The following is a 17,894-nucleotide window of genomic DNA, read 5'->3' as shown; positions in this document are numbered from 1 at the left end:
GGGCAGCCGTCACGGTTGCAGGCCGCACGCACTGTTCTCTGACCACCTGGCCCCGCTGAAGCAGCTGCGCCCCATAACAGCGTGACACGGTCTCCACCGGCCAGTCATGCAGGAGGTCCGGTACCCAGGCGCGCGCAGTCAGAATAGCGAGCTGAGCGCCCCCAGCCGACCAGGCACGCAGCTCGGGCAGGAGTGCGGGAGGAGCCTGGCCCGCCGCGTCCAGCAGGGTGCCGTCCAGATCCAAGGCCAGCAGGTCAAAGGGCAGGGGCCGCACGACCTCTAGCCTAGAGCACAGCAGCCCGCCCCCACACTCGGCGGGGGCGGGCTGAAGACGCTCTGCTTATTCGGCGTCGGTGACGGGTGCAGCCTCGGCCTGGGCGGCGTCCTGCTTGGCCTTCTGGACGCGGGCGGCGTCCTTCATCACGCGGCTGCGGTCGTTCTTGATGCGGGCGGCCTTGCCACGCAGATCGCGCAGGTAGTACAGCTTGGCGCGGCGGACCTTGCCGCGCTCCAGCACGGTGACCTTGGCCAGCAGGGGGCTGGAGAAGGGGAACACGCGCTCCACACCTTCACCGAAGCTGATCTTGCGCACGGTGAAGCTCTTGCGGCTGCCGGCACCGTTCAGGGCGATGACCACGCCTTCAAAGGCCTGGTTGCGGGTGCGGTTGCCTTCCACCACTTTGGTTTCCACGCGCACGGTGTCACCGGGGCGGAACTCGGGGTGGTCGGTCTTGATGTGGGGCTGCTCGACGGCGCGCAGAATGGCGCCACGGTTCACTTTGATGCTGCTCTGCATGGGATTCTCCTTCGGCCAGCGGACCACCCCACAGTTCTGCTTTGCAGACAGAGGCGTTCGTACACCTGACTCGGCTGACGGGGTCAGCCAAACCGGAGAAGTATACCTGCCTCGCCGCCCACCGGGCAAGGGGCCTTAAACGGACTCCGGCCCTATCGTTGGCCAAAACGGTGAAAGCTGAGCGAATTTGAGCAGCTTCCTAGAAGAGCGAGAAGGAGCAGACGCGGGCTGACGGGCGTGGAGTGAGCAGATGGGTGACTTTCGGCTTTGTCCGCGAAACACTCCGTCTCAGGCGGTAGGCACCCAGTAACGCCGCAGGGGCTGGTCATAGTCGGGCACGGTGAACTCGCCTTCCAGCTCGCCGCCGTTGGCCTCAATCACCGCGCGGGAGCCGATGTTCTCCACATCGCAGGTGACCAGGGCGCGTTCAATGCCGAGGTCATGGGCGCGCGCCAGCGCGAGGCGCAGGGCCAGGGTGGCGTGCCCCCGGCGGCGGGCGGTGGGCCGGATTTCGTAGCCGATATGACCCCCGAACTCGCGCAGCCGCTCATTCAGGGTGTGACGGATACTGACGCGCCCCAGATAGGTATCGCCCTCCACCAGCCACAGGTATTCGGAGTGCACGAAGCCCTCGGGCAGCTCGTTGCCAGGTTCATAGCGGCGCAGACTGGTCAGGAAGGTAGGAAAGTCGGCCGCAATGGCCGGCACGTCAAACCCCATCGTGTCGGGAAGGCCGCTGCCATCCGCCTGCGCTTCTCGCACGGCCTCCAGAAAGCTGGTCTGGTAACGGGCGTCGGGCTTCACAAGTTCCGGCATGGCCCAGGGTAAAGGCTCAAGCCGCAGGGCGCCTCCCGGTCCTCTGGCGCCGCCCACCGCCCATGTCCCCACAGTCCGGACGGGCGCGACCAGCACAGGGCGCTGGATTCACCACCACCAGTGGTTGATGCCGCCCGAACCGCCGCCTGGCGCACGGTGAATTTCGCTGGCCCCGGCGTACCATAAGCGGCATGAGCGAGTCGGCTTTCGACATTCTTGACCTCGGGGTGATGGGGTACCGGGAGGCCTGGGACCTTCAGAAGACGCGGCATGCCCAGGTGGTGGCGGGCGAGGCCCCGCCCACCCTGCTGCTGGTGGAACATCCGCCGGTGCTGACGCTGGGCCGCAAGGCGAAAGAGGGCAGCAATATCATCGTGACGCGCGAGTATCTGAGCGCGCAGGGCATTGAGGTGCTAGAGATTGAGCGCGGCGGCGACGTGACCTACCACGGCCCCGGCCAGCTGGTGGCCTACGCCATCTTTCCAGTGGGGCGCAAAGTGGCCGATTTTCTGCGCCTGCTGGAAAACGCGACCATCGCCGCCCTGCATGACCTTGGGCTGCCCGACGCCCGGCCCAATCCTGGCTACGCGGGTGTGTACGTGAACCCGCGCGAGGTCAACGGCCTGAGTTACGAGCAGAAAATCGCCTCGTTTGGCGTGGCGGTGCAGCGGCATGTGGCCCTGCACGGGCTGGCGCTGAACGTCACCACCAACCTGGCTCATTTTGACCTGATCGTGCCGTGTGGCCTGCACCAGACCCACATGACCAGCGTGCAGCGCGAGTACGACGTGCGCGGCCTGAACCGAACAGCCAGCGTTGCCGAGGCCAAAGTCGCCTTGCAGCGCGCATTCCAGACCACCTTTGCCACCTATGACTGGACGCGGCCCGTTTACGCCGCCGCAGGGAGCTGACACCCACCATGACCCAGACTGACGCCAAAGAACCCAAGTTCATCAAGAACGGCATCTACCGCAAAGACAGCGTGCCGGTGCGCGACAAGAAGCCCGAGTGGCTGAAGGTGACCATCCCAACCGGGCAGGTCTTTACCGAGGTACGCAAGATCGTCAAGGAGCACCGCCTGCACACCGTGTGCGAGGAAGCAATGTGCCCCAACATCGGCGAGTGCTGGAGCCGGGGCACGGCCACCTTCATGCTGATGGGCCACATCTGCACGCGCGCCTGCCGCTTCTGCGCGGTGGACACCGGCAACCCGATGGGCAAACTGGACCTGGACGAGCCCAGAGGCGTGGCCGAGAGCGTGCAGCTGATGGGCCTGAAGTACGTCGTGCTGACCAGCGTGGACCGCGACGACCTGCCCGACGGCGGCGCTTACCACTTTGCCAAGACCGTGGCGGCCATCAAGAAAGTCAACCCTGAAACCCGCGTGGAGGCCCTGACGCCCGACTTTGGCGGCAATCCTCACTGCGTGGACCTGGTGCTGGAGAGCGGTGTGGACACCTACGCCCAGAACCTGGAAACTGTGCGCCGCCTGACCCACCCGGTGCGTGACCGCCGCGCCAGCTACGACCAGACCCTGCAGGTGCTGGCCCATGCCAAGCAGACCCGCCCCGACGTGATTACCAAGACCAGCATCATGCTGGGCCTGGGCGAAACCCGCGAGGAACTGCGCGAGACCATGCGCGACTGCCGCGCAGCGGGCGTGGACGTGCTGACCTTTGGGCAGTACCTGCGCCCCACCATGCACCACCTGCCTGTCGAGCGGTATGTGTCGCCTGCCGAATTTGACGAAATCCGCGACGAGGCCATGAGCCTGGGCTTCCTGGAAGTCGTGTCGGGGCCGCTGGTTCGCAGCAGCTATAAGGCCGAGCAGATCGTGATGGACAAGCCGGGCAGCCTGCCCGAGCACCTGGCCCACCTGGCCGGCGGCGAGCAGCTGAGCCTGATTTAAGAGGACGGGCTGGGCGGGCGCTCTCCTAGGAAAGCCCTGGAGGCGCCCGCCTCTCTGTTCTGCCACGCCTGGCTGACGCGCGCCACGTTCTGCGCCAGCGGAGCCGCGCAGTCGAGCGTCAGGTCGTAGGCCGTAAAGGTATGAACGGTTTCGGCGTCGCGCCGGGCGTCCCCCAGACCCCGGTCGCCGCGCGCGATTTCTCGCCGCTCCAGCTCCTCAACTGGGCACTGCACCCCCACCAGAAACACATCGAACCCCGCCAACTGCGCAGAGAACTCAGCCCACATGGCCGGCGTCTCGATGATGTAGTCCACCACAAGGTCGTTGCCGGCGGTCAGCAGGGCCGGCAGGCAGCGGTGGAACCCTTCAAAGACCCTGGGGCGCAGCGTGGCCCAGTCGCGCAGGCGGCCTTCCGGGGTGCGGGGCAGCACCTGGGCGTCGAACATAAAAAAATCCAGGCTGAAGTGCAAAAAAGCGCCGGGCAGGGCGTCACGCAACGCCCGGCAGAGGGTGCTCTTGCCCGCGCTGGAGGCGCCATTGACCAGAATCAGAGACGGGCTCATGGGTCAGTGTAAGCACGGAACGCTTCATGGAAATGGCACAAAGGGCCGGGGCGTACACTCCGCCCGCCAGGCGCTGGGGCATGGTATCCAGCGTGCCGCCAGGGAAGTGCCCCGGCTGACCATTCCCTTTGAGGAGGTTTCCCCATGCCCACGCGAATTGCCCCGACCCTCGACGTTTTGCAAGGCAACCTGACCGACCTGGACCCCGCCAAAGGCGTGCAGGCCATTGAACGCTGGGAAACCGGCCTGGAAGACGCCGACTGGCGCGGCGCCAAAACCATTCACGCCGACCTGGGTGCACTGCGCCGCCAACTAGAAAGTGACGCCCCCGACGGCGAGAAGATTGCCGAGCTGCTGACCAAGCTGGGCGAGTCCACTGCCCGCGCCGCGGCCCATGTGGAAGGCAAGACCGGCGAGCAGTTGCAGGCACTGGCCAAGGCCCTGCAAGGTGCAGGCAGCGGTCTGGGCACGGCCTGACGCGCAGCGCCCTCCCACCAGACCCGCCCCAGTGGCGGGTTTTGACTTGGGGTAAACCTCAGCCGAGCGATCTGGGGGGACGTTCAAGACAGTCCTGTGTGCTGGTCTAGCAGCTGAAGGGCTGTTTCAGCAGTCGCCCAGTTCGGGCTCCATCACAGCGGTGCTCCGCTGTATTGAAAGAGCAGCATCGCCTCAGTCCACTTCAACCCCTATCTATAAACGCTCCTCACGTCGTCTCCAGAGCGCCAAAAACCGCTCTCAGACGCTCACGTCCCCGCCAACTCCCCTTTCCGCTCCTCAATAATTTTCTTGGCAATGTGGTCTGGCACCGGCTGATAGCCTTGGGGTTTCACGCTAAACGCCCCCCGGTCGCCGGTCAGCGAACGGAGGTCGGCGCTGTAGTTTTGCAGCTCGGCCTGGGGCACGGTGGCGGTCACCGTCATGACTGTGCCGCTGGTATCCATGCCCTGCACGCGCGCGCGCCGGGTTTGCAGGTCACTGATCAGGTCGCCGGTAAAACTGGCGGGCGCCCTTACCCTCAACTGCACCACCGGCTCTAACAGCCCCGGCCGGGCGCCTTCCAGAGCGTTTTTCAGGGCCAGGCTGCCCGCCGTGCGAAAGGCAATGTCACTGCTGTCCACGTCGTGATAGCTGCCGTCCAGCACTGTCACGTGCAGGTCCTGCAGCGGGTAGCCGGCCAACGAGCCTTTTTGCATGGCGTCCTGCACACCTTTTTCGATGCTGGGCAGGTACTTGCCCGGAATGGCGCCCCCCACCACCGCGCTGCGAAAGCCAAAGCCGTCGCCGGGTTCGATGCGCAGGCGGCAGTCTCCATACTGACCGTGCCCGCCACTCTGCTTGCGGTGCTTGCCCTGGGCCTCGCTGCGGGCGTGAATGGTCTCGCGGTACGGAATGCGCGGCGCGCTGGTGGTCACGTTGACCCCCAGGGCCGAGAGCTTCTCGACCGCAATGCCCAGGTGCATGTCGCCCATGCCTGACAGCAGCTGTTCGCCCGTCTGCGGCTCCCGCGTGGAGTGCAGGGTGGGGTCTTCCTCGCGCAGCCGGGCCAGGGCGGCCCCCAGCTTGTCCTCGTCGGCGCGCGTCGTCGGGTGAATGGCCACCGTATGCGCGGGGTCCGGCAGCCACAGGGGGTCATACTGCACAGGCTGTGCCGGGTCGGCCAGGGTGTCGCCGGCGTGCAGGTCCGGCAGTTTGGTCAGCACGCCGATGCTGCCCGCCGGCAACTCGGCTACCTCGGTCAGGTCCTTGCCACTGGGGATATACAGGTGGGCCACCCGCACTTCGGCGCCCTGGGTGGTGTTCTGCACCGTGTCGCCGGGGCGCAGGGTGCCGCTCCAGACCCGCACGTAGGCCAGCTTGCCCACAAAGGGGTCCACCGACACCCGCCAGACGCGCGCACTGAACGGCGCGTCTGGAGAAGGCTCCCGCGTCTGGCCGTCTACTCCTGTTAACGGGCCACGCTCCTGCGCCGAGCGCAACCCTGTGACCAGCAGGTCCAGCAGGCTGTCCAGCCCCACCCCGGTCACGGCACTGACAGGCAGCACCGGGTAGAGGGTGCCTGCATGCACCGCGCGGGTCAAGGCGGCCTGCAATTCCCCCGTGCCCACCTCTTCACCGTCCAGGTAGCGGGTCATCAGGTCGTCGTCGGTTTCGACAATGGCGTCGGTCAGGGCCTCCCGAGCGGCGCGCACCTCGGCCTGCACGGTGGGGGGCACATCCTGGGGCGGGCTGGCCTCGCCGGTCAGGACGTTTACCACCCCCCGGAAGTCGGCCCCCTGACCCAGCGGCACCCAGGCGGCGGCCACCGGCCCCGGCAGACTGGCTTTCAGGTCGGCCAGCACCGCGTAGAAGTCGGCGCGGTCACGGTCCATCTTGTTCACGGCCACGAGGCGCGGCATGGCAAAGCGGTCGGCGGTGGCCCACACACGCTCGGTGCCGACCTCCACGCCGCCCACGGCACTCACCAGCACCAGGGCCGAGTCGGCGGCACGAATCCCGCCCCGAATCTCGCGCACAAAGTCCGCGTAACCCGGTGTGTCCAGCACCGTGAGGTCAGTTCCGGCGTGGGGCAGGCGCAGCACACTTGTCTGAATGGAAAACCCGTGGGCCTTTTCGGCGTCGGTGTGGTCGCTGTGGGTGGTGCCGTCCTCCACGCGGCCAGGGCGCGAAATGGCCCCGCTGCGGTGCAGCAAGGCCTCGGCCAGCGTGGTTTTTCCGGCGCCGCTGTGCGCGGCGAGACTGACAACGCGAATGGGCACGAAACACCGGACCTTTCCCGGCAAGGGCGCCGGGGGCCACCGGAGAAGCCGATCAACGCACGCCGCAGCGGACAGACAGTGAGTCAAGGGAGTGTAAGCCTTTTTGAGGTGGGGATGCCTGGGGGGAGCAGGAAAGCCAGGCGCCATGAACACTTCCGGCCCGCTGGCCCCTCTGCTGCCTTCTGTGCAGCTGAATGGCCTGCGCTGCGCAGGCGGTCAAGTCACGCCTCTTCGGGTTTCCTGGCGTCCAGGATGATGGAGACACAGCCGAGCTTGCCGTCACGGTTGCGGTGGTCAAGCATCAGTGAGCGGTAGATCGGCCCCGCCGTAACGTCCCAGCCGTGGTAATGAAAGCGGCCCTGCTCATCGCAGTATTCCAGCAGCTCCACCTCAAAGCCCGCGCCCTCAAATACGGCCTTGAACTGGCAGGCGTCATATACGATCTGGTGATCGGCGGCGGGGTGATCGGCTGGGCCAGGGCCACCGACCTGCACGGTGCGTTGATACGCCTCATCTGGAAAATTCGCGTCAGGAACCGCGCAGCGGAGGAAGCCGCCTGGTTTGAGAAAGTCGAAACAGAGCTGCGCGGCCGCTTGCCCCTGTTCGAGTGTGAGGTGCTCCCAGACATGCTCACACAGAAACGCATCGGCGCGGCGATCACCGAAATAGTGTTCAAAGCTCGCGCGGTTGTTGAGGTCGAGCTGGCCTCGTTGCGTGGGGAGCCAACCGGGCCAGGCCTGACTTCCAGCGCCGATGATGACGTTCAGGGGGAGGCTCATGGAGGCAGTATGGCGGCCGCGCCCGGACAGCTGGGGGGACGCCGTCCCCACACCCCCTATCCTGGCCTCTATGACCCGCGATGAGACGCCCGCCTTTGCCGTGCTGCTGACCCCAGACGGTTCGCGCACCGCCCACAGCGCCCGCTACGGCGAGGCCTACGGGTCCCGGCACGGCGCGGCGGCCCAGGCGCGGCATGTCTTTGTGGAAGGCACCGGCACGCATGACCATCCGGCCCCCCGCGTGCTAGAGGTGGGCTTCGGGCTGGGCGTCAATTTCCGGGCGACGGTTGCCGACGCGGCGGCCAGGGGCGCGCCGCTGCACTACCGCGCCTACGAATTTGACCCCGCCCCGCGTGCGGTGCTGCGGGCGGTGGCCGGGGAAGACGGCCAGGGGGCCGACCACCCCGTCTGGGCGGCACTGCTGGCCGCCTGGCCAGAGGAGGGCGGCGGACGCGGTGAACTGGAGGTTGAGGCAGCGGGCATTCGGGCCACGGTGACTTTTGCCGATGTCCTGAGCGCCGACCTGCCGCCGGGATGGGCCACCGCCCTGTATCTGGACGGCTTTTCGCCGTCGCGCAATCCAGAGGTCTGGACCCCCGACTTCGTGACGCGGCTGGCGGGCACGCTGACCCCTGGCGGCGTGCTGGGTACCTACAGCGCGGCCGGGCATGTGCGCCGGGCGCTGACGGCGGCGGGGCTGCGGGTCGAGCGGCGCCCAGGCGCGCCCGGCAAGCGGGAGTGCTTGCGGGCCGTCCAGGCGGCGGGTCATGAGGTGCGGGCCGCAGGAGACACAACGCCTTGAACATTGCCGTTATCGGGGCCGGTATCGCCGGGGCGTCGGCCGCCTACTGTCTGGCGCGGGGTGGGGCCAGCGTGACGGTGGTGGATGCGGGCGCCCACACGGCCAGCCAGGTGCCCAGCGCGCTGGTCAACCCGGTGCGGGGGCAATCGGGCGGGGTGGACCCACAGGCGCTGGCAGGCATGGGCTTTACCTGGAGGCTGGTGAGGGACCTGGAGGCGCAGGGCTTTGCCGTGCCGCACGGCCAGAGCGGCGTCTTGCGCCCGGTGCCAGACGATAAGGCGCGCGCCCGCTTTGAACGGAACCTGCCGCCCGACTTGGCCCGCGCCTGGCTACGCCCGGAAGATTCGCCGGAGCCTCTGGCCCCTGGCTGGGCGCATGTGCTGTCTCTCCCAGGCGGCGGCTGGCTGGACGGCCGGGCCTTGACGGCGGCGCTGCTGGCGGCCAGTGGCGCGCGGGTCGTGCAGGACAGGGCGTCAGGGTGGAATGCTCAGGAGGTTCACTGCCCCAGGGCCGGCCAGCTGAAGGCCGACGCGGTGGTGTTCTGCGGGGGCTCGGCAGGCGTGGCCTGGGCGGGCGAGGCGGCCACGCACCGCATGGGCACGCTGCTGACGCTGGACCGCGCGGTCACGCAGACCCCCGTGAGTTTCGGGGCTTACCTGGCTCCGGCCAGGGAAGGGGGCGTCCTGGGCGCCACGTTTGAGACGCCCGCCCCCACCTGGCACCCTGAGGCGCTGCCCCTCCCTTCTCTGGGCTGGCTGCTGGGCAAGGGCCTGCGGCTGACAGACCTGCGAGGGGCGCAGGTGACCGGCCGCTGGACTGGCTCGCGGCTCTCGGGGGTGAGCACAGGACGGCAGCCGGACGGCACCTGGCGGCTGACGGGGCTGGGCAGCAAGGGCTTCTTGCTGGGGCCGCTGCTGGCCCGAGACCTGGCGGCTCAGCTGCTCGCGTCACGCGCCGGGTAACGCCGAACACCTTAAGAAACAGGTGAAGCGCTTCACCTTCCTGGCTTACACTGCTCAGGTTATGGCGACTTACCGCATCTGCTTGATTGAGGGCGACGGCATCGGCCACGAAGTCATTCCGGCCGCCCGCCGTGTGCTGGACGCCGCTGGCTTCAGCGCCGAATACATTGACGCCGAAGCCGGCTACGAGTACTACCTCGACCACGGCACCAGCGTGCCCCAGGCTACGTACGACGCCGTGGAAAACACCCACGCGACCCTCTTCGGCGCGGCCACCAGCCCCAGCGGCGAAAAGCCCGCCGGCTTTTTCGGTGCCATTCGCCACCTGCGCCAGAAGTACGGGCTGTACGCCAACGTGCGCCCCACCAGAACCCGCCCCGTGCCCGGCGCCTACGAAAACGTGGACCTGGTCATCGTCCGGGAAAACACCCAGGGCCTGTACGTCGAGCAGGAGCGCCGCTACGGCGACACCGCCATTGCCGACACGGTGATTACCAAGGACGCCAGCCTGCGCATCGGCCAGTTTGCCGCCAACCTCGCCATGAAGCGTGGCAAGCGCCTGACAGTGGTCCACAAGGCCAACGTGCTGCCCGTCACGCAGGGCCTGTTCCTGAACACGATTCTGGACCACGCCGCCACGGTGGACGGCCTGAACACGAGCACCATGATCGTGGACAACGCCGCCATGCAGCTGGTGCGCAACCCCCAGCAGTTCGACGTGATGGTCATGACCAACATGTTCGGTGACATCCTGTCAGACCTGGCCGCCGGGCTGGTGGGCGGGCTGGGTATCGCCGCCAGCGGGAACGTGGGCGACCAGTTCGGCATCTTTGAAAGCGTTCACGGCAGCGCGCCGGACATCGCCGGGCAGGGCGTCAGCAACCCCACCGCCACCATCCTGGCCGCCGTGCTGATGCTGGACCACCTGGGCGACCACGAGACGGCCCGCCGCATCGACACCGCCGTGAACAAGGTGCTGACCGAAGGCCCCCGTACCCGCGATCTGGGCGGCACCGCCGGCACCGATGAATTCACTAACGCCGTGATTAAAGCGCTAGCGTAAGGCGAACCAAAGAGGAGGAGGCCCAGACCTTTTGCGTCTGGGCCTCTTCTCTGTGCTTATACGGATTCCACTTAATTGCAGCACAGCCGGACAAGCACCGTCTGCGCTTCTATATCGCGAAATCCGCATCTGTTGCTGCTCGCTCTGCTGCGCCGCTTTCCAAGTCCGCTCGGATTCCACCCGGCATTCTGCTCGATTCAAACAGAGTCCGTATTACTCCTCCAGCGCCGCTTCAAATTCGCCCAGCAGGTCACTGATGTCCTCAATGCCGATGCTCAGGCGCAGCAGGCCCGGCGTAATGCCCAGGCGGCGGCGTTCGGGCTCGGGCAGCGGGCGGTGAGAGGTGCCCCAGGGCCACGACAGCGTGGTCACGACATCCGCCAGGCTGGGGGCCAGCGGAATGCGGCCCGCCAGCGCCTTGACGAAGCCGGGCGCGTCCTCAATCTCGGCGCTCAGCATGCCGCCGAAGCCGTTTGGGAACAGGTCCATCGCCAGGTGAAACTGCGGATGGTCGCTGAGGCCTGGGTGGTACACCGCCTTCACGCGCGGATGGTTGACCAGCACGTCGGCCACCGCCTGCGCGTTGCCGCTGTGGGCGCGCATGCGCAGGCCCAGGGTCTTCAGACCTTGCAGGGTCATCCAGGCGTCAAAGGCGCTCATGGTGCCGCCCAGGCGCAGCAGGCGGGTGCGCGCCAGGGCCACCAGGTCGGCGCGGCCACACACGACGCCCCCAAACGCCGCGCTGTGCCCGCTGAGGTACTTGCTCACCGAATGCGTTACCAGGTCGGCGCCGTGTTCAGCAGGGCGCAGCATGGCGGGACTGGCGAAGGTATTGTCCACGCTCAGCAGCGCGCCGTGTTCATGGGCCAGCGCGGCCAGGGCCGGCAGATCGGGCACCGTCATCAGGGGATTGGTCAGGCTCTCGACGTGAAGCACGCGCGTGGTCTCACGGAAGGCGGCCGCGACCTCCTCATGGTTGCAGGCGTCTACAAACGACACCTCAATGCCCAGCCGTGGGAATTCCTCGGCCAGCAGGGCGTAGGTCACGCCGTACACGCGGGCGTCGGTAATCACGTGGTCCCCAGCCCGGAGTACCCCCAGCAGCGCCGCGCTGATGGCCGCCATGCCGCTGCCCGCCACCAGCGCCGCCTCGGTGCCTTCCAGTGCGGCCAGGGCGCGTTCCAGGGTGGCGGCGTTGGGCGTGCCGTTGCGGTAGTAGAAACTGGCAGGCTGCTCGCCGCTCATGGCGCGGTCCAGGTCGTCCAAGTCGGCGAAAGCGTACACCGTGCTCTGGTAGATCGGCTCGACCAGCGGCGCCGAGCGGTTGGGGCGGGCTTCCTCGCCTGCGCGGGCGGCCAGGGTGGCCAGGTCGGGGGTGGGGGCAGGCTTCGGGGCGCTCACGCGGCCATTGTAGGGGCGGGCCAGGGGGAGGCCCCGTGCGGGTGTCTGACCTGGCCCGCCGTCCAGAGATCAACCAGAACTGGCGCGCCAACGCCACACCTGAAGAGACGATCTCCTTTTTTGCAGTGTCGTTCTCTGGTGTTGAAGCCCAGTGCAGCCAAGGGGCGTCAGCCTCAACCGTCTCTCAGGCGCAAGAGAGAGGCTCGGCAAGAGCCCGTGGCGTAGGCGGTATGGAGAGGCGTCCCCGGCCCCAAAGCGAACTGAGTCGCCGCTATGAGGTTTGGACGAATCTGACCGCTCGGGGGTCCGTCTCCGTCGCCAGGAGTGCGAGAGACCACTCCAGCCATCACGCAGAAGCTCTGCTCACGCGGCCATGAGGCTCTGAGGGTGGCCTTCTGTCGCTCTGGCCTCACAAAGCCACCCGTTTATAGACACCCTGCCCGTCAGCCCGCGTTCTCCCCTGTTGGCTCTGGCTGCGCCGGTCTCCAGGTCCCTTCCTCCTCGCCACCCGCCCACAGCCCCTGGCGTTTCAGGGCGGCCACCAGATGCGGCTCTCGGCCCTCCATGCCGCCGCCCACGCCAAAGTACGCTCCCAGCAGCCGCGCCCAGTCGCCGGGCTTGTCCCCGCGCGCCGCAATCGGATTCATCACGGCCACCGCTTCGTGTAACTGTTCGGGAGTGCCGTCGTGGTACTCGTTGGTGTGAATGACCAGAGGACGGGGCACCCGTGGGCGCTGGGGCGGGGCCTCGGCAGGCAGGCCAATCGTCAGCGCCGCGAAGGGCAGCACGCCAGTCGGCAACTTCAGGAGGTCCAGCAGACCGTCCAGGCCGTTCAGCACCCCGCCAATCCAGCAGCCCTGGTAGCCCAGCAGTTCAGCCGCCGTCAGCAGGTTGGTGCCCGCCATCACGGCGTCTCCGAGCCCAAAATGCACCGCGACAGCAGGCCAGTGCCCCGCCGCGCGCCCACTGACTTCCAGCACCCTCGCCGTGCGCCGGACATCCGCACACACCACAAACGCCTCACTGGCAGTGGCCAGGTGGGCGTTGTTCGTCAGGGCCGCTGCCTGCGCACGCACCTCGGGCCGGGTCAGGCGAATCAGGGAATACAGCTGCGCGGTGGCGTCGGTAGGCGCGCGCTGCGCGGCGTGCAGGATGGCCTCCAGGTGGGCTTCAAGCAAAGGCAGCGGCGAGCCGTCCAGCTGCGTGCGGTACAGGCGAACGGTGCGGTGGGCGTCGTAGAAGGCAGTGACCTGTTCGGGGGTCAGGGGATGCGGGGCGCTCATGTCCGGCAGGATAGCCCTGGGCCCCACAGCCAGAGCAGCCAGCTGGACCTAACGGCGGGCCAGCAGACGCCCCCGCCAGGCCCGGCTGGGGTGCCGCTGGCCGTCAGCGGTGACCAGCAGAGCGGCGCAGCCCGGCTGGGCGTCCACGCAGGCCAGTCCCGTCTGCACGCCCATGACACTGACCGCCGTGGCCAGGGCGTCGGCCGTGGCACAGTCCGGAGCGGTCACCGTCACGCCGGGCACCGCCTGCACAGGCCAGCCGGTGCGCGGGTCAAAGAGGTGCGAATACCACTGCTCGCCGACCTGATAGCCCCGCTGGGCGCTACCACTGGTGGCCAGGGCACAGTCTTTCAGGCGCACCTGCGCCGCAGGCGGGGCGCCGTCGCGGGCGGTAAAGGGGTCGGGCACCAGCACCTTCAGGGCCGCTTTGCCCACGACGCGCAGGTCGCCCCCGGCGTTCACCATCACGCTGCGCACCCCACTGCCCCGCGAGGCCACTGCGGCGGCCCGGTCCACGATGTAGCCTTTGGCCAGGGCGTCCAGGCCGAGCGGCTCCTGGGTGTGCAGCGTGGCCGTGCCGTCCGCGTGCAGGGTCCAGGGCGCCGCCTGAAGAGCGCTGGCCAGACGCTGCAACTGTCCTGGCGCAGGCAGCTGGCCGGTACGCACAGCCTGCGCCCAGAGGGGACCATAAGCGTCGGCGCCGGGATGCAGTGCCCCGCCACTTTGCAGGCGCCAGTGGTCGGTCAGGCGCAGGACGGCCGTCAGGTCCAGGCTCAGGGGCACACACTCGGCGCCGGGGAAAGACAGCCAGCGCCGCAGTTCGCTGCTGGGGTCAAAACGGTTGAGGACAGCGCTCAGGCGTTCAATTTCGTTCAGGGCGTCCTGCTGCGCCTGCTCGGCCTGCTCACGGGTGCCGGCCACGATCTGCACAGCCACCTCGGCGCCCAGCAGGCGCTGATAGGTCCTGTGCAGTCTGTGCGTGGGGCGCGCCGCCCCCAGCAGACTGGCAAGGGTCACGCGCGCCATTGTGCCCGCGCCATCCTGACGCGAGGTTAGAACGGGCTGGACAACTGTGCCTATGCTCACATCTGACCTTCAGGCTCTTAAGACCGTCGTGACGTTGGGCTGCGACAATCAGTTCAAGCCAAACCGCTGTGGGTCAGCACCAGCAGCACAGCTGACCCACTGGCTCGGGTACATGGCAAGGCGAAGAGTCGCCGGGCTCCCCGTAGAATGGCCCCACTCTGCTCCTGAGGTTCGATGGGCAGGTGAGGCGCAGAACGTTCTGTACTGTCCTCGTCTGGAGTGGGAATGATGTTGAATCACACTGCCGTAGTCTTCGACTGCACTTGGGCAGTGTCGAAGCCGAGCGAGGAGTCTCCTCGTCTCAGCTCGGTTGACGGCTGATCTGACCAAAAATCAGGGCGATCAGCAGCAGATCTATGGCCCAGCTGGCCGGGCGGCGCAGGCGTTCATCGTGGCGGGCCCGCAGCACCTGGACCCCCAACCGGGCCAGCAGCACCCCGCCCACCACAGCGGAGCTGGGCAGCGCGCCACCAGTCAGCAGCGGCCACAGCAGCAAAGCAGCCAGCAGCGCCAGCAACGCAAAACTCAGGATGGTCAGGCCATCCGGCGCCGGGCGGGGGGCAGGGTCAGGAGGGGTCATGCCCGCATGAGACCACAGGAAGCGGCCCAGGCCGCGCGCGCAGAAGCGAGCGAGTGCGCCGACATCCACCGCCACCATCCCAGGCTCCGTAAGGAAGCTGCCAGGACGCCCAATTCCCCCCGCTTGTTGCCTGTGCTGACCGCCCTGACCCCTCCTCTCATGCGGATTCCACTTAATTACAGCTCAGCCGAAAAGGCACCGTCTGCGCTTCCATACCGCGAAATCTGCATCTGTTCCTTCTCCCCCTGCTGCGGAGCTTTCCGAGTCCGCTCAGATTCCACCTGGCATTCTGCTCAATTCAATCGAGGTCCGTATCCGTGCAGTCCGGGCCACTGAGGGCCAATGCACAGGGTTCCCTTCCCTTGAAGGCTAGGCGCTAGCCCTATGGCACTCGGGCCATGGTTCACAAACCCTGCCGCTCAAGAACCTTGAGGGCCACCTCAGGCCCAGACCCCGGTGCCTTTCTCGCTGCTGTACCGCTCTTAGCGGTCGTCGCTCGTCACGGTTGCCTCTATGGGCGCCAGCACCAGCACGCTGTTGGGCGGCAGGTTTAGGCGCAGGTGGTGGGTCTGGCCGTGCCAGCCTTCGTCACTGGCACTGAGGTTCGGCTGCTGGGTGCCAAAGCCGCCGTACTCGCCGTCATCGGTGGACAGCAGCAGACGGTACTCGCCGCCCTGGGGCACACCGGTGGGATACGCTTCGCGGTACACGGGCGTCAGGTTGGCCACCACGACGCTCCAGGCGCCGCTCTGGTGGTCACGGCGCACGAAGGCGTAGACGCTCTGCTCAACATCATCTGCGCTGACCCACAGCAGCCCCTCTTCTTTTGTCTCAGACACATGCCAGTCGCTGCGGGTGCGGTACAGCCCATTGAGGCGCCGCACCAGATTCATCACGCCCCGGTGGTCGAGGTGGTCGGCCAGGTGCCAGGGCAGGCCGGCGTCGTGGTTCCACTCGGTCGGCTGGGCAAACTCCTGGCCCATGAACAGCAGTTTCTTGCCGGGGGTGGCCCACATCAAGGCCAGAAAGGCGCGGTAGCCGGCCCGCTGGGCGTACCAGTCGCCCGGCATCTTGGCGACCATGCTCTTTTTCAGGTGCACGACCTCATCGTGGCTGATGGCCAGCACGTAGTTCTCGCTGGTGCGGTAGGCATTAAAAAAGGTCAGCGCGTGGTGGTGGTGGCTGCGCCAGATGGGGTCCTGCTCGAAATAGCGCAGGCTGTCGTTCATCCAGCCCATCGCCCACTTGTAGTCAAAACCCAGACCAAAGGGGGTGGGGGTCGTCACACCTGCAAACGAAGTGCTTTCCTCGGCGACAATCATGCAGCCGGGCGCCATGTGGTGCACAACCTCGTTGAGGCGTTTGAGAAAGGCGATGGCCTCCAAGTTCTCGCGCCCGCCGTGGATATTGGGCACCCACTCTGTGCGTGAGAAATCCAGGTAGAGCATGCTGGCCACCGCGTCCACCCGCAGACCGTCAATGTGGAAGTCCTGCAGCCACTTGAGGGCCGAGCCGATCAGGAACATCACGACCTCGTTGCGGCCGTAGTCGAAAATGTAAGTATTCCAGTCCTGGTGAAAGCCCCGTCTGGGGTCGGCATATTCATAGAGAGGCCCGCCGTCAAAATGGGCCAGGCCCGCGCTGTCGGTGGGAAAATGCCCCGGCACCCAGTCCAGAATCACGCCGATGCCCAGAGAGTGCAGGTGATTGACAAAATACTTGAAGTCCTCGGGGCTGCCCATGCGGCTGGTGGGGGCGTAGTACCCCGTGACCTGATAGCCCCACGAGCCGTCGAAGGGGTGCTCCATGACCCCCAGCAGTTCAACGTGGGTGTAGCCCATGTACCCCACGTACTCGCCCAGGCGGTGCGCGAGGTCGCGGTAATTCATGAACCAGCCGTCGTCCCGGCGGGCCCACGACGGCAAGTGAACCTCGTAGATGCTGACCGGACGCTCAAAGCCGGGGTCGCGGCCTTTCATCCAGTCGCCGTCCGTCCAGGTAAAGGGCTGGTTCCAGATGATGCTGGCGGTGGCCGGGCGCACCTCGAAAAAGGTGCCGTAAGGGTCCATCTTGTCCTCGGTGCGGCCGTCGCCACCAGTGATACGGAATTTATAGCGCTGGCCGTGACGCGCAGCGGGCACAAAGCCGCCCCAGAACCCAAAATCCAGGCGCTCCAGGGGGTTGTCAAAACCGTTGAAGCCGTTAAAATCGCCCACCACACTGACGTGGTGCGCGTTCGGCGCCCACACGCCAAAGCGCACGCCGTCCACGCCATGTTCGGAGGTGGGGTGCGCGCCCAGCAGGTGGTCGGGGCGCACGAGGTCCGCTGTCACGAGTTGTTGCAGGTGACCGTGGTCCAGCGGAAGCGGTTCATTCATGGGGCAAAGTCTAGCGGTGGGCTTTCAGGGCGCGGCACAGTCTGACGGGAAGGTAAAGGCGGGGGGCACGAGGCCGGAAGCAGTGAGGGGTGGAGGGGACCAAAGTGACTGAAGGAGAGCCCATGAGCGTCCACAGGCGGTCGGGGCTGCCGTGCAGGATTCACCAACGGGCGCCCGTGTGCTCTGGTACCAGCAAAACGTGTTGAGGCCCGCCGTCACCTTGAGCCTGTGGGCGGGCCTCTGCTCTGGGAAGAGCGGTCAGGTCTTGGAAGAGGCGGGACCATGCGCCTTCACTGGCGTCTTCCAGGGGTCACCGGGGGTCTGCCAGTACTGATGGAGGACGTAACGCCAGGGCAACGCGAGCGGCACCAGAATGACGCCCATCAGGCAGGCAATCAAATCGGTGATGGTCCCCTCATCCAGAGAACCGGCCAAGATGCGGGGAAGGCCCACGGCCAGCAGCCAGATGGACTTCCAGAACAGCTCAAAGAGAAGCAGAGGAATCATCTTGACTGGATACCGCAGGCCCATCAGGGCCAGGAGGGCAGTGCCAACCATGAGGGAGCGGAGTAGGAGGCCAGCGGGTGAAGGCTGATCAGGACTGAGCAGGGCGGGAATGAAGATGAACAGGGTCAAGCCAACAACGATGTAGAGGTAAAGGGCCCTGAGAATGTGGAGTCTGCGCTGCGAAAGATGAATCATGGAGACTCTCCTGAGACG

At 66.7% G+C, this 17,894-nt stretch carries 18 protein-coding genes; 6 read left to right on the top strand and 12 right to left on the bottom strand.

The window, feature by feature from the left end; genetic code table 11:
• The 3 genes from K7W42_RS18325 to K7W42_RS18315 form a co-directional block, all read right to left on the bottom strand.
• On the bottom strand, positions 1-274 hold a 274-nt coding region (locus K7W42_RS18325), incomplete at its 3' end, for an HAD family hydrolase (protein ID WP_224576466.1).
• Between the two features lie 66 nt (positions 275-340).
• Complete coding sequence (gene rplS / locus K7W42_RS18320) at positions 341-796, bottom strand: 50S ribosomal protein L19 (RefSeq protein WP_157457495.1); 456 nt, start codon at positions 794-796, stop codon at positions 341-343.
• Between the two features lie 288 nt (positions 797-1,084).
• A complete protein-coding gene (locus K7W42_RS18315) occupies positions 1,085-1,612 on the bottom strand; it encodes a GNAT family N-acetyltransferase (RefSeq protein ID WP_224576464.1) in 528 nt (175 codons plus the stop codon).
• Positions 1,613-1,803: 191 nt separating this feature from the next.
• Here K7W42_RS18315 and lipB point away from each other — a divergent pair, with 191 nt between their 5' ends.
• Both lipB and lipA read left to right on the top strand, forming a co-directional pair.
• Positions 1,804-2,523 (top strand): lipoyl(octanoyl) transferase LipB, encoded by a 720-nt coding sequence (gene lipB / locus K7W42_RS18310; protein ID WP_224576463.1) that lies wholly within the window; start codon positions 1,804-1,806, stop codon positions 2,521-2,523.
• An 8-nt stretch (positions 2,524-2,531) separates the two neighbouring features.
• A complete protein-coding gene (gene lipA, locus K7W42_RS18305) occupies positions 2,532-3,521 on the top strand; it encodes a lipoyl synthase (RefSeq protein ID WP_224576461.1) in 990 nt (329 codons plus the stop codon).
• Here lipA and K7W42_RS18300 read toward each other — a convergent pair.
• Positions 3,518-4,084 (bottom strand): chloramphenicol phosphotransferase CPT family protein, encoded by a 567-nt coding sequence (locus K7W42_RS18300; RefSeq protein WP_224576459.1) that lies wholly within the window; start codon positions 4,082-4,084, stop codon positions 3,518-3,520. The two genes, lipA and K7W42_RS18300, sit on opposite strands and share 4 nt — an antisense overlap.
• A 144-nt stretch (positions 4,085-4,228) precedes the next feature.
• Here K7W42_RS18300 and K7W42_RS18295 point away from each other — a divergent pair, with 144 nt between their 5' ends.
• Positions 4,229-4,561 (top strand): hypothetical protein, encoded by a 333-nt coding sequence (locus K7W42_RS18295; protein ID WP_224576457.1) that lies wholly within the window; start codon positions 4,229-4,231, stop codon positions 4,559-4,561.
• A gap of 266 nt (positions 4,562-4,827) precedes the next feature.
• On the opposite strand, the gene K7W42_RS18290 is transcribed toward K7W42_RS18295, so the two are convergent.
• Both K7W42_RS18290 and K7W42_RS18285 read right to left on the bottom strand, forming a co-directional pair.
• On the bottom strand, positions 4,828-6,840 hold the full coding sequence (locus K7W42_RS18290; RefSeq protein WP_224576455.1) for an elongation factor G: 2,013 nt from the start codon (positions 6,838-6,840) through the stop codon (positions 4,828-4,830).
• A gap of 221 nt (positions 6,841-7,061) precedes the next feature.
• The gene (locus tag K7W42_RS18285) at positions 7,062-7,619 is read right to left on the bottom strand and encodes a class I SAM-dependent methyltransferase (protein WP_224576453.1); all 558 of its coding nucleotides are present in this window, start codon (positions 7,617-7,619) and stop codon (positions 7,062-7,064) included.
• A 70-nt stretch (positions 7,620-7,689) separates the two neighbouring features.
• On the opposite strand from K7W42_RS18285, the gene mnmC2 reads away from it, so the two are divergent.
• The 3 genes from mnmC2 (at position 7,690) to K7W42_RS18270 (ending at position 10,446) form a co-directional block, all read left to right on the top strand.
• Positions 7,690-8,421, top strand: coding sequence for a tRNA (5-methylaminomethyl-2-thiouridine)(34)-methyltransferase MnmC2 (gene mnmC2 / locus K7W42_RS18280; RefSeq protein ID WP_224576451.1), 732 nt, complete (start codon positions 7,690-7,692; stop codon positions 8,419-8,421).
• Complete coding sequence (locus K7W42_RS18275) at positions 8,418-9,383, top strand: FAD-dependent oxidoreductase (protein ID WP_224576449.1); 966 nt, start codon at positions 8,418-8,420, stop codon at positions 9,381-9,383. Before mnmC2 ends, K7W42_RS18275 begins: the two co-directional genes overlap by 4 nt.
• A 61-nt stretch (positions 9,384-9,444) precedes the next feature.
• Entirely contained in the window at positions 9,445-10,446 is a 1,002-nt protein-coding gene (locus tag K7W42_RS18270) for an isocitrate/isopropylmalate dehydrogenase family protein (RefSeq protein ID WP_224576447.1), read from the top strand.
• Positions 10,447-10,659: 213 nt separating this feature from the next.
• Here K7W42_RS18270 and K7W42_RS18265 read toward each other — a convergent pair whose 3' ends face one another.
• The 6 genes from K7W42_RS18265 to K7W42_RS18240 form a co-directional block, all read right to left on the bottom strand.
• Positions 10,660-11,847 (bottom strand): trans-sulfuration enzyme family protein, encoded by a 1,188-nt coding sequence (locus K7W42_RS18265; RefSeq protein WP_224576444.1) that lies wholly within the window; start codon positions 11,845-11,847, stop codon positions 10,660-10,662.
• 443 nt (positions 11,848-12,290) lie between these two features.
• Positions 12,291-13,130, bottom strand: coding sequence for a nitroreductase family protein (locus K7W42_RS18260; protein ID WP_224576443.1), 840 nt, complete (start codon positions 13,128-13,130; stop codon positions 12,291-12,293).
• Positions 13,131-13,178: 48 nt separating this feature from the next.
• Positions 13,179-14,156 (bottom strand): FAD:protein FMN transferase, encoded by a 978-nt coding sequence (locus K7W42_RS18255; protein ID WP_224576441.1) that lies wholly within the window; start codon positions 14,154-14,156, stop codon positions 13,179-13,181.
• A gap of 361 nt (positions 14,157-14,517) precedes the next feature.
• The gene (locus K7W42_RS18250; protein ID WP_224576439.1) at positions 14,518-14,796 is read right to left on the bottom strand and encodes a hypothetical protein; all 279 of its coding nucleotides are present in this window, start codon (positions 14,794-14,796) and stop codon (positions 14,518-14,520) included.
• 482 nt (positions 14,797-15,278) lie between these two features.
• Positions 15,279-17,174, bottom strand: coding sequence for a 1,4-alpha-glucan branching enzyme (locus K7W42_RS18245; RefSeq protein ID WP_224576436.1), 1,896 nt, complete (start codon positions 17,172-17,174; stop codon positions 15,279-15,281).
• A gap of 258 nt (positions 17,175-17,432) precedes the next feature.
• Positions 17,433-17,732, bottom strand: a complete 300-nt coding sequence (locus K7W42_RS18240; RefSeq protein WP_224576434.1) for a hypothetical protein — start codon at positions 17,730-17,732, stop codon at positions 17,433-17,435.
• Positions 17,733-17,894 lie beyond the last annotated feature (162 nt).

Origin of the sequence: Deinococcus betulae (assembly GCF_020166395.1) — a bacterium.
Classification (GTDB): domain Bacteria; phylum Deinococcota; class Deinococci; order Deinococcales; family Deinococcaceae; genus Deinococcus; species Deinococcus betulae.
This window is presented reverse-complemented; position numbering and strand designations above follow the sequence as displayed.

What these genes read in the sequence shown, in the direction of transcription:
- K7W42_RS18300 (WP_224576459.1), bottom strand. Translation starts at nt 4,084, where the DNA reads ATGAGCCCGTCTCTGATTCTGGTCAATGGCGCCTCCAGCGCGGGCAAG.
- K7W42_RS18250 (WP_224576439.1), bottom strand. Translation starts at nt 14,796, where the DNA reads ATGACCCCTCCTGACCCTGCCCCCCGCCCGGCGCCGGATGGCCTGACC.
- rplS (WP_157457495.1), bottom strand. Translation starts at nt 796, where the DNA reads ATGCAGAGCAGCATCAAAGTGAACCGTGGCGCCATTCTGCGCGCCGTC.
- K7W42_RS18270 (WP_224576447.1), top strand. Translation starts at nt 9,445, where the DNA reads ATGGCGACTTACCGCATCTGCTTGATTGAGGGCGACGGCATCGGCCAC.
- K7W42_RS18260 (WP_224576443.1), bottom strand. Translation starts at nt 13,130, where the DNA reads ATGAGCGCCCCGCATCCCCTGACCCCCGAACAGGTCACTGCCTTCTAC.
- K7W42_RS18240 (WP_224576434.1), bottom strand. Translation starts at nt 17,732, where the DNA reads ATGGTTGGCACTGCCCTCCTGGCCCTGATGGGCCTGCGGTATCCAGTC.
- K7W42_RS18285 (WP_224576453.1), bottom strand. Translation starts at nt 7,619, where the DNA reads ATGAGCCTCCCCCTGAACGTCATCATCGGCGCTGGAAGTCAGGCCTGG.
- K7W42_RS18245 (WP_224576436.1), bottom strand. Translation starts at nt 17,174, where the DNA reads ATGAATGAACCGCTTCCGCTGGACCACGGTCACCTGCAACAACTCGTG.
- K7W42_RS18315 (WP_224576464.1), bottom strand. Translation starts at nt 1,612, where the DNA reads ATGCCGGAACTTGTGAAGCCCGACGCCCGTTACCAGACCAGCTTTCTG.
- K7W42_RS18295 (WP_224576457.1), top strand. Translation starts at nt 4,229, where the DNA reads ATGCCCACGCGAATTGCCCCGACCCTCGACGTTTTGCAAGGCAACCTG.
- lipB (WP_224576463.1), top strand. Translation starts at nt 1,804, where the DNA reads ATGAGCGAGTCGGCTTTCGACATTCTTGACCTCGGGGTGATGGGGTAC.
- lipA (WP_224576461.1), top strand. Translation starts at nt 2,532, where the DNA reads ATGACCCAGACTGACGCCAAAGAACCCAAGTTCATCAAGAACGGCATC.
- K7W42_RS18255 (WP_224576441.1), bottom strand. Translation starts at nt 14,156, where the DNA reads ATGGCGCGCGTGACCCTTGCCAGTCTGCTGGGGGCGGCGCGCCCCACG.
- mnmC2 (WP_224576451.1), top strand. Translation starts at nt 7,690, where the DNA reads ATGACCCGCGATGAGACGCCCGCCTTTGCCGTGCTGCTGACCCCAGAC.